This window comes from Mesorhizobium sp. WSM4837, from assembly GCF_055811435.1.
The window spans coordinates 1-2,069 of the sequence record NZ_JBVVQE010000177.1 but is presented as its reverse complement, the minus strand read 5'-3'; the positions used below and the strand labels follow the sequence as shown (position 1 = coordinate 2,069).

Annotated in this window: 3 protein-coding genes; all 3 read right to left on the bottom strand. The window is 62.0% G+C overall.

Annotation, left to right across the window (positions count from 1 at the left end; translation table 11 throughout):
• Positions 1 to 211: 211 nt before the first annotated feature.
• Positions 212 to 820, bottom strand: coding sequence for a CDP-alcohol phosphatidyltransferase family protein (locus AC0L3D_RS36485; protein WP_473647512.1), 609 nt, complete (start codon positions 818 to 820; stop codon positions 212 to 214).
• Positions 821 to 844: 24 nt separating this feature from the next.
• Positions 845 to 1,624: a phosphocholine cytidylyltransferase family protein gene (locus tag AC0L3D_RS36480; RefSeq protein ID WP_473647511.1), complete on the bottom strand. Its 780-nt coding sequence runs from the start codon at positions 1,622 to 1,624 to the stop codon at positions 845 to 847.
• A 40-nt stretch (positions 1,625 to 1,664) separates the two neighbouring features.
• A partial coding sequence (locus AC0L3D_RS36475; RefSeq protein WP_473647510.1) for an aminotransferase class I/II-fold pyridoxal phosphate-dependent enzyme occupies positions 1,665 to 2,069 on the bottom strand: 405 nt, incomplete at its 5' end.

Genomic DNA, 2,069 nt, shown 5'->3' with positions numbered 1-2,069 from the left:
GCCGCAAGGCGGCCACGGCATAGTCTGCCGCTTCAAAGATCGACATCCGCTCAAGTCCGGACCCATGCACCAACGCCCAACGGAACCGCTTTTTGAGGGTGGAAGCAGCGCGCGCGGAGCCAGCCCGCGCCACCCGGTAGATCCACCCGGGCGACTTGAGCTCGGGCGGAATCAAGATCGACGCGTTGGAGGAGAGGGGCGAATGCGGGTATTAAACCGTCCCTCGCCAAACGAGGATCATCGACGCGGTCACGGCGAAGAGCGTGATCGCCAGATACATCGCCCAGTTCGGTGATGGCACGCGAACCGACGCCACATGGGCAACGCTCAAAAGAGCGAACACGATGTTTACGGCCGCCAGGAACGTCGCCGCGGGCATGAAGGGCTGGACGAGGACCAATGCTGCCATCAAGGGAATGTCGTAGGAGAGCGGCACACCGAAAAACCGGCCGTCATCTGACTTTCCGAAGTTCGCGAAATAGCTCAGGCGAATGGCGCCGGCGAGCAACAGCGCCGTGGCGACGAAGAAGGAGACGAGGGACGCGCCATTCAGCTGCACGACGACGGTCGCGGGAAGGATGGCACCATAGATGATGTCGCCGAAACCGTCGAGGCTCTTGCCCATTTTCGCCATGTCCGGCGAGCGGTTTCGGGTTCTCCTAGCGACTACCCCGTCCAGGTGATCCGCGAGGACGGCCCACAAGGCAGCGCCGACCGCCAGCTCGATGCGCCCCGCCAACGCGAAATAGAGAGCAATCGAGGAGCACAGCAGCCCGGCCGTGGTGATGGCATTGGCGGGGTCGACGAGGTAGCGAAGCATCTTCCACTCTCCCAGGCTTGGTCTTCAGCAGACGACTTCACGTGCCGTCATAAACATGGCTTCGGCGAAACGGAGGTCCGCCTCGTTGTCGATCTCGTACCATTTGAGGTCGTCACACCGGGCGGCAGCGATCTGCAACCCTTTCTCGCGCACGAGGTTCGACAGAAGCTCTTCGGTGTAGGATTTGACGGCCCCGGCGTTGATGGTGTCATTGAGATACGGAACGATCGCCCGACGCAGATCTTCTCCGGAAAAGCGGATCAGGTTCATCGTTTTGAAGAGAGGCGGCGAACCATCATTGAGATTTGCTGCCGTCTGCTTCATCCGCACTTCGGCGATGTAGCCGTTGTTCGTCAGGACGACGGCGGAACCTTCCATCGCCGGGCTGAACGGCGCGACGGCCGCGACATTGTCCGCGTCGCCCAGCGTCAGGCAGCGAAGCGCATCCGGCTCGAAAAACACGTCACCTTCGAGCAGATAGGTGTCCCCGGTCAAAAGCGCGTCGCGCGCCAGCCACAGCGAGTATGCGCTACCCGTCCGGTCGAAGACGTCGGACTCGACATAGTCGATGCCGAGATCACCGAAGCGTCGGCCGCAGGAATATTGGATCGCGTCTTTGCGATAGCCGACGACGATCGTCACCTCCCGCACGCCGACTGCCTCGAGGTTCTGCAAGGCGTTGTGAAGGATCGGCGTGCCATTGACTTCGACCAGCGGCTTCGGCCGCAGATCGGTGAGCGGACGCAGGCGTGAGCCAAACCCGGCGGCAAGAATCACCGCCTTTCTCGGAGCAATTTCAGTCATGGGTCTAAGCCCTTCTATGTTGGTTGCTGCGACGATTCTTTCAGTTCCAGGCGTTAAGGACGCCGACCACACGCTCGAGGCCCACCTCGAGTTGCTCCGGCGGAATGCCATAGGAGAGCCTGAGGCCCATGGGATCGCCGAAGGCATTGCCTGACACGCCGGCCACGCCGGCCTGCGTGAGCAGCGCGGCCACGATGTCGTCGGCTGTCCTGGCGTCATCATTGGCGAGCGTCGGCCGCAACAGACCGGACAGATCGAGATAGAAATAGAACCCGCCCTGTGCTTCAGGCATCGGCACGCGCTGCAGCTCGGACAGGGCGGTAAGCCCAAATTGCCGCGCCGCCGTCAATTGACCCTTGAGCCGGGCTTCAAAGGCGCCATCTCCCTCACGGAGGTGGTGCAGCACGGCGTGCTGGGCAACGACATTCGGGTTCGATGTCGTGTG

Coding starts and splice junctions, on each gene's coding strand:
- AC0L3D_RS36485 (WP_473647512.1), bottom strand. CDS start 820: ATGCTTCGCTACCTCGTCGACCCCGCCAATGCCATCACCACGGCCGGG.
- AC0L3D_RS36480 (WP_473647511.1), bottom strand. CDS start 1,624: ATGACTGAAATTGCTCCGAGAAAGGCGGTGATTCTTGCCGCCGGGTTT.